General features: G+C 46.5%; 7 protein-coding genes. 4 read left to right on the top strand and 3 right to left on the bottom strand.

The window, feature by feature from the left end; all coding sequences use genetic code 11:
- Window positions 1-325: 325 nt before the first annotated feature.
- Both H6G97_RS41515 and H6G97_RS41510 read right to left on the bottom strand, forming a co-directional pair.
- A complete protein-coding gene (locus H6G97_RS41515) occupies window positions 326-1,339 on the bottom strand; it encodes a Kelch repeat-containing protein (protein WP_338421954.1) in 1,014 nt (337 codons plus the stop codon).
- An 88-nt stretch (window positions 1,340-1,427) separates the two neighbouring features.
- Window positions 1,428-2,567 carry an aldo/keto reductase gene (locus H6G97_RS41510; RefSeq protein WP_190946413.1) on the bottom strand — a complete coding sequence of 380 codons (1,140 nt, stop codon included), beginning with the start codon at window positions 2,565-2,567 and terminating at the stop codon, window positions 1,428-1,430.
- Window positions 2,568-3,081: 514 nt separating this feature from the next.
- Between H6G97_RS41510 and H6G97_RS41505 the strand changes: the two genes are divergently transcribed.
- A complete protein-coding gene (locus H6G97_RS41505; RefSeq protein WP_190946412.1) occupies window positions 3,082-4,011 on the top strand; it encodes an AraC family transcriptional regulator in 930 nt (309 codons plus the stop codon).
- A 240-nt stretch (window positions 4,012-4,251) separates the two neighbouring features.
- On the opposite strand, the gene H6G97_RS41500 is transcribed toward H6G97_RS41505, so the two are convergent.
- Window positions 4,252-5,172: an AraC family transcriptional regulator gene (locus H6G97_RS41500; RefSeq protein ID WP_190946411.1), complete on the bottom strand. Its 921-nt coding sequence runs from the start codon at window positions 5,170-5,172 to the stop codon at window positions 4,252-4,254.
- Window positions 5,173-5,346: 174 nt separating this feature from the next.
- Here H6G97_RS41500 and H6G97_RS41495 point away from each other — a divergent pair, with 174 nt between their 5' ends.
- The 3 genes from H6G97_RS41495 to H6G97_RS41485 form a co-directional block, all read left to right on the top strand.
- On the top strand, window positions 5,347-6,102 hold the full coding sequence (locus H6G97_RS41495) for an SDR family oxidoreductase (RefSeq protein WP_190946410.1): 756 nt from the start codon (window positions 5,347-5,349) through the stop codon (window positions 6,100-6,102).
- A 28-nt stretch (window positions 6,103-6,130) separates the two neighbouring features.
- On the top strand, window positions 6,131-6,619 hold the full coding sequence (locus H6G97_RS41490) for a carboxymuconolactone decarboxylase family protein (RefSeq protein ID WP_190946409.1): 489 nt from the start codon (window positions 6,131-6,133) through the stop codon (window positions 6,617-6,619).
- A 9-nt stretch (window positions 6,620-6,628) separates the two neighbouring features.
- On the top strand, window positions 6,629-7,230 hold a 602-nt coding region (locus H6G97_RS41485; protein WP_190946408.1), incomplete at its 3' end, for an SDR family oxidoreductase.

The following is a 7,230-nucleotide window of genomic DNA, read 5'->3' as shown; positions in this document are numbered from 1 at the left end:
GGTTGCTGGGATATGCTTTACTCATGTCACTCTCTCGGTACTGTTTATTATCTATTCACAGCTTATACTGAGAGAGCTTTTTTACACCTTTTCCGACTTTTCAAACATCCTCTTAGATATCAGTGTAGTGTGAGAATCAAACTCCGAGCAATATTCTCGGAACATTACCGAGTCGAAATTTCAAAGAACTGCAACATCAAGTGATCGCTACCCCAATCTGGATTGCCTTGGTTATAGCCAGCTTCTCGATCTCTGGTTTTCCCGATCACTAGTAAAGTGGTATTAGCCTTCCTAATGTGACTTAAGTTTATTAAGAAAGATGCGCTCACTTGGTAGGCAACACTAGCACTTCGTGGATCGCTGTAGCTGCATTTCCACCTATTTTGGTTCCACCACCAAACACAAAAATTCGGTTGCCAACGGCTGATGCTCCCAATCCATGTCGTGGAGTTGGTAAAGGCGGCAATGCTTCCCAGCCATTGGTTTTCGGGTCGTACACCCAACTTTCGGCAAAAACTTTCTGCTCTGGAACCCACTGTTCGCCGCCAAAAACGTAAAGCTTACCGTTGAGCGAGGTCGCAGCCAGACCACCTCTGGCTTGAGGCATCGGCTCGCGCGTCTGCCAACGATCAAGCTTTGGATCGTAAACCTCAAGATTTGGCACGTTGACTTGGCGCGTAGTGCCATCAGTATTTTTGAAAAACTTGCGACCACCAACTACGTAAATCTTTCCATCAATTACAGCCGACGCTGCGCTGTTTCGCGGTGTCGGTGCATTGGCACGGGCCGACCAGCGCTTGGTTGTCGGATCAAATACTTCGTTTCGCACGCTGTCGATGTGGTCATTGAAAAGCCGAGCATCCTCGGTAGCTCGAACGCGCCCGCCAATCAGGTAGATTTTACCATCGACCACAGCGGATATGCCCTCTGCGCGAGCTACTTGCAGGTCAGTGCCCTTAGTCCAGGTATTAGAGGCAGGATTGTATATAAACATCGTCGGCTGTGCGCGCCAGTCCGGAAACCCACCTGTAAAACCGCCAACACCGTAGATCAAACCCTTCACTGCCGACAGCGTGATGTGATGGCGTGCTTCAGGTAGTGGTCTCAATACTGTCCACGCATCCTTGACAGGATCGTAAAACTCGAAATGATCTGAAAACTCAGTGTTTGGGCTGAGTAAACCGCCGACTACGTAAATTTTTCCGTTCAAAACTTCTGGATAAAGCTCTTGCCGAGCTACCGTCGGCGGTGCAGCTTTAGTCCAATACGATAGCTGGCTTTGCGTTTGACTTAGTACGGGCGAACATAGCGCAATGACCGAAAAGATTGGGATCGACACAGAAAGCAGATATCTCGGCGGCATAATACATAATCCATTACTCGAATGTCTTTAAGCTGGGATCTTGCACCAAAAATATTTCACCATCTCAACCGATTGGACGTGGATTTGGCAGGCGAACCAACCCGTTGAACGTCTTGCCAGGATACCAGGGCGTTTGGAGAAGGTTGTCAAAACCGGGAAGGCTTTCCATGTGTTTCACCATCCGGGCACGCATTGAATTATCGGGTAGCGATCCTCTTAATGCCCCCATATTTTCAACAACGTGATCTGGGTTTGTGGTTGCGGGAATCGCGCAGGTTAGAGCAGGGTGAGAAATCACATACTTGAGAAAAAACTGTGCCCAGTTCTCGCAGCCAATCTCGCTAGCAAAATCAGGTAGTGGTTGCCCCTTCACCAATTCAAAAAGACGGGCTTTCTCAAAGGGCATATTGGCTAGGACTGCTGTTCCTTGCGCCGCGGCCGCTCTTAGAATTCTGTCTTCGACTTCACGCTGACGAATTGAGTAGCGAAGTTGAACAAAGTCCAGATCGCCGTTTTCGATCCACCTTTCAAGCGCAGCGAAATATAACGGATCGTGATGGGTAACGCCCACGTAGCGAATTTTACCTTCTTTTTTCCATGCCTTTAGCAGGGGCAAAATCGCATCTACATTCACCAAGCTATGAACCTGCATCACATCAATGCGATCGCGCGACAATCGCTTGAGTGATTGTTCCAACTGACGCTGTGCCTGACTGCGATCGCCCAGATACTCGCCAGTTGCCCAGGTTTTGTTAGTAATAAACAGATCATTGGTCAAGCCGAGTGTTCTGGCAAATTCACCCACGTTCACTTCCGACATACCGTAGAGCAGTGAGGTATCAACCAGCCGCCCGCCTGCATCCCAAAAGCGGCGCATCACTTGCCCAAGACTCGCGCGTGGCTGATTAGACAAAGCATCAAAGGTCATAAATGTTCCCAGACCGATTGCAGGCAGTTTCTCCTTTGTGCGCGGGATTTCTTTGGTGATGATCTGCAATGGTTGGTTTGGAGCATGTTGCGACGGTTGGTTTTGGGTCTGATTCTGTGCCTGTGCCATCTTGGAAAGAGTAGGTGTTAAGGCAGCAGCGGCGGCACCAAATCCTAATAACCCAAGTGCAGACCGACGGGAAACAATTCGCCTAGTTACTGGACGAGAATAATTGTTATCGGGTATTTCATTACTTTCCGAATTGCCATTAGTCATTACCCTATTACCCTTTACTTTTGTATTCAGATGTGTTCATGCTGTGAGCTTCCCGTGCTAACCCTTCAAGAGTGATAAGTTCTGCGTCGTCATACATAATTGCTAGCGACAAACAGGAATTAATTCGCTGTCCGTAGATTAATACAGTGCAAGCAGCGTATTGAAGAAATGGCAGAATAATAAGGTTTAGAAATTATTCTCTGCTGAAAGTAACAAAAGAGGGATCAGACTGGGCTGGTTGTAGAATCTTCATCTTTTTGTAGTTATCCTAGTGGTTATAGGTCATTAGTTTCCGAAAACTGTGGATCGAGTCATAGGTGCCATTAAAAAAGCGCTTGTGCGTGATATCACTACTTAATTTGTAGTTAGATATGCTCATAATATGAGCCATAAATAGGGTTTTCAATACCTAAACCTCGCCTTTAATTGCCTAATCCTCCAACCAAGATTTTATGAATTGATGAAGTTGCGCTATGCTGATTGAGACAATCCTCAAATGAGTTGAAGAACTAGCATGGCGATTGAGATCGTTAACCACCGCGCACTCGACAATGAGTGTGAAAAATTGGCAGCATTACTCACTCGGCACACCAATGGTCAGGGGAATGGTTCTCATCCAACCGCGATCAACAAGCTGGAATTTAGACGAGAATCTTTTGCCTCCACACCACTACACCATGTCTGCGAACCTCTCTTGGTCATTATCGTTCAAGGCGAAAAAACAGTATTGTTAGGGGAAGAAACCTATCCTTATGGTGTGGCTCAATATTTGGTGATCTCAGTCGATCTGCCACTGAGCGCGTTTGTTGTCGAGGCGACTCCAAAACAGCCTTATTTAGCCTTCAAACTGAAATTAGACTTACGCCAACTGTGTGATATTCTCGCAGAGACTAAGGCGATCACTAGTAACAAAGAAAACTCTGTCAAAGGCTTATTCGTCAGCAATGCTGATGCACCATTGCTCGATTGCGCGCTCAGACTAACCCGGCTCTTGGATACGCCACAGGATATCCCGATCCTAGCACCGATGATTGTCCGCGAAATCTACTATCGACTTCTGATGGGTGAACAAGGCGAAGCAGTTCGCCAAATTGCCACATCGGGCAGCACGATGCAACGCATTGCTGAAGCGATCAAACTCATTAAGGCTAATTTTACAAAACTGATGCGGGTTGAGGATCTCGCTCGGCACGCCAGTATGTCTGCTTCCTCTTTCCATTACCACTTCAAAGCAGTCACCTCAATGAGTCCGTTGCAATATCAAAAGCAGTTAAGACTATTAGAAGCGCGTCGCCTGATGCTTACTGAAGATTCCGATGCGTCCAGTGCTGCTTATCGGGTAGGGTATGAAAGTGCCTCACAGTTCAGCCGTGAATATTCCCGTCTGTTTGGTGCGCCTCCAATCGGAGATATTAAACGTTCGCGCATAGTTCGAGCAATGTGACGAATTACGTTAGCGAAGGAGGAGCGTCATTAGTAATTACGAATTGGAGCGTACCCCTTCGGGGAATGAAACAGGCTTAAAACACACAGGATGTACTTGAAATGCAGTCAAATTGGCATTTTTACACTAGATACCCAGGAGAACTACCATGTAATGCCTTGATGACCAACTACTGCAATCTAACCGCATATCATCGAGCAAGTAGACCTCATTTAGTTGTAGGGATAGCTATATTAAATGTCAATTAACTTGGCCAGTTGAGAGTAAACGATCAATATCCTTAATTGGCGGCGCGCCAAACATCCTAGCGTATTCGCGGCTGAACTGTGAGGGACTTTCGTAGCCCACCCGATCGGCAGCATTTGCCGCAGTAGATTTTTCGACCATCATCAGGCGACGCGCTTCTAATAGTCTCAATTGCTTTTGATATTGCAACGGACTCATGGAGGTCACTTGCTTAAAATGGTGATGAAACGAGGCAGGAGACATCTTCGCTTGCCTTGCCAGCTCCTCAATCCGCAGCGGTTCAGTAAAATCAGTCTTAATCCGTGTGAGCACCGCCGCGATGCGCTGCATATTGCTACCCGATGTCGCAATCTGACGAACAGCTTTACTTTGTTCGCTTATTAAAAGACGGTAATGAATCTCACGAATGATTATCGGTGCCAGAATTGGAATGTCTCGCGGTGTATCCAATAGCCGTGTCAGTCTGAGGGCGCAATCGACCAACGAAACCTCGGCAGTGCTGACGAAGAAACCTCTGACAGAAGTGTCTTTGTTATTCACCCGCATATTGGGTGCGGCGGCAATAATGTCACAAAGTTGGAGCGGATCGAGATTCAACTTAAATCCTAAATACGGTTGCGCTTCGCTTGCCTCAACAATAAATCCACTAATCGGCAAATCGACCGAAACAACCAGATATTGAGCCGCGCCATAATGATAGGTTTCCTCACCTAGCAAGGCTGCTTTTTTTCCCTGCACGACGATCGCCAGCATCGGTTCAACGACGCTATGTAGCAGGGTCGCAACAGAAGACTCCCGTGCAAAATCTAGTCGATCGATCTCCGTTGGATGAAGCCCATCGGCAAAGCAGATGGTATGGCGAGTTATGAGTGCCGCTAGTTCTCTACATTGATCGGCGATTGTTTCGATTGTCATAGCGCTTTTGCCTCATTCAATCATCGTCCTTTGGGCATTGTAGAACATTTTATTTCAGTCTCGAAATCTTGACTTGGAGGATTAGGCAATAAATATCGAGGTTTGTGTATTTAAAACTCTTGCCCTTAAACATACGATAAATACATCCCAACAGATAAATCAAAGGATAAGGCAATGACTAAAATCGCGTTGGTCACTGGGTCAAGCCGAGGGCTTGGCAAAAGCACTGCTTTGAATCTTGCTAAAAAAGAGGTCGATATTATTGTTACGTACCATAGCAACGAGGCAGAAGCCAAAAGTGTGGTAGCTGCCATTGAAGAGTTGGGTGCTAAAGCCATAGCACTGCAATTAGATACAGCAAATACCAAAACCTTCGATGGTTTTGTAGCTCAAGTTAAGCAGTCGCTACAAGCTAAATGGCAGACTGATCGTTTTGATTTCCTGGTTAATAATGCAGGCACTGGCATCAATGCCTCCATTGCTGAAACGACAGAGGAAGAGTTTGACCACTTGATGAATATTCATCTAAAAGGTGTTTTCTTCCTCACGCAAAAACTGCTCCCGCTCATAAATGATGGCGGACGAATCGTGAATCTTTCGTCTGGTTTGACGCGGATTATCTTCCCTGGCTATGCCGCTTATGCAAGTATGAAAGGCGCGATTGAGACCTTAACTCTCTACATGGCGAAGGAGTTGGGATCGAGACAGATTGGGGTAAATGTGGTGGCTCCTGGGGCGATCGAAACCGATTTTCGTGGCGGTGTAGTACGCAATAATCCAGAAATGAATAAACAGATTGCCTCCCAAACTGCTTTAGGTCGAGTTGGTCTTCCTGATGATATCGGAGGGGCTATCGCGTCTTTACTATCTGAAGACAACCAATGGGTAAATGCCCAGCGCATAGAAGTCTCTGGCGGCCAGTCTATCTAATTCCGATCAGTTTAAATGGAAAAAAACTATGAATTGGCAATTTTCAACTCTAATAATGACAGGAATGATTTTTGTGTCCTTTATCCATGCACAAGAAGCAGTCTCTCAACCTTCGGAAACTCAAATACGCAAAGAACGGGGCGAAAGAGTTTTAAATAGCTTAACAGGCGGGAATGGTTTACCACCTCATTTGGAACAACTGCAAAAGGATTTTCCCGAACTTGCCGATCTGACGCTCAAATATTCCTTAGGTGATGTCTGGGGTCGGGAGGTTCTAGACAATAAAACTCGCCAACTTGTCGCCCTTGCTGGGTTTGCTGCCCAAGGGACAATGCCACAATTCAAAGTTCATGCTCAATATGCTCTAAATTATGGTGTGACCCCACAAGAACTATTGGAAGTCATTTATATCACTACGGTGACATCTGGCTATCCCCGCGCCCTAATTGCGGCAGGAACCCTCAAAGAGCTATTTCAAGAAAACAAGATCGAATTTCCCATAACATCACAAAAATAGGAATTTTTAATGTTAAACATCAAAGATAAGGTCGTTCTGATTACGGGAGCCAGTAGCGGCATCGGTGAAGCTACCGCTCGGTTCTTAGCCGCCAAAGGAGCCAAGGTTGTCTTAGGTGCTCGCCGCATCGAAAATCTCCAGACGATCGCTGCTGAGATTCAAGCTGCTGGTGGAGTGGTTTGCTTTACCGCTCTGGATGTTACACAAAAGGAACAATTAATCGAGTTTCTCCAATTTGCACAAATACAATTCGGGCGCGTAGACGTTCTGGTCAATAATGCGGGCTTAATGCCGTTGTCTTTGATCGAACAGTTAAAGGTGGAAGAATGGGACAAAATGATCGACGTGAACCTCAAAGGGGTGTTGTATGGGATTGCGGCGGCGTTACCCATTTTTCAAGCTCAAAACTCTGGACATTTTGTCAACATTACATCAATAGCCGATCGATGGGTCGGCCCTACGGCCACAATTTACTGCGCCACCAAGCACGCCGTGCGAGTGATTTCGGAAGGACTTAGGCAAGAAGTCGGTAGCAACATCCGAGTGACCATCATCGCCCCAGGCGCAACTGAATCAGAACTGCCCAATACAATCTCTGACCCGGAAATGAA

Source organism: Nostoc flagelliforme FACHB-838 (assembly GCF_014698065.1).
Classification (GTDB): Bacteria; Cyanobacteriota; Cyanobacteriia; order Cyanobacteriales; family Nostocaceae; genus Nostoc; species Nostoc flagelliforme_B.
Note: the sequence above shows the minus strand (reverse complement) of the source record. Positions and strands in the feature narration are given on the sequence as shown.

Bases quoted from the DNA above. Each gene is read 5' to 3' on its own strand.
- H6G97_RS41500 (WP_190946411.1), bottom strand. From the start codon at position 5,172: ATGACAATCGAAACAATCGCCGATCAATGTAGAGAACTAGCGGCACTC.
- H6G97_RS41505 (WP_190946412.1), top strand. From the start codon at position 3,082: ATGGCGATTGAGATCGTTAACCACCGCGCACTCGACAATGAGTGTGAA.
- H6G97_RS41510 (WP_190946413.1), bottom strand. From the start codon at position 2,567: ATGACTAATGGCAATTCGGAAAGTAATGAAATACCCGATAACAATTAT.
- H6G97_RS41490 (WP_190946409.1), top strand. From the start codon at position 6,131: ATGAATTGGCAATTTTCAACTCTAATAATGACAGGAATGATTTTTGTG.
- H6G97_RS41495 (WP_190946410.1), top strand. From the start codon at position 5,347: ATGACTAAAATCGCGTTGGTCACTGGGTCAAGCCGAGGGCTTGGCAAA.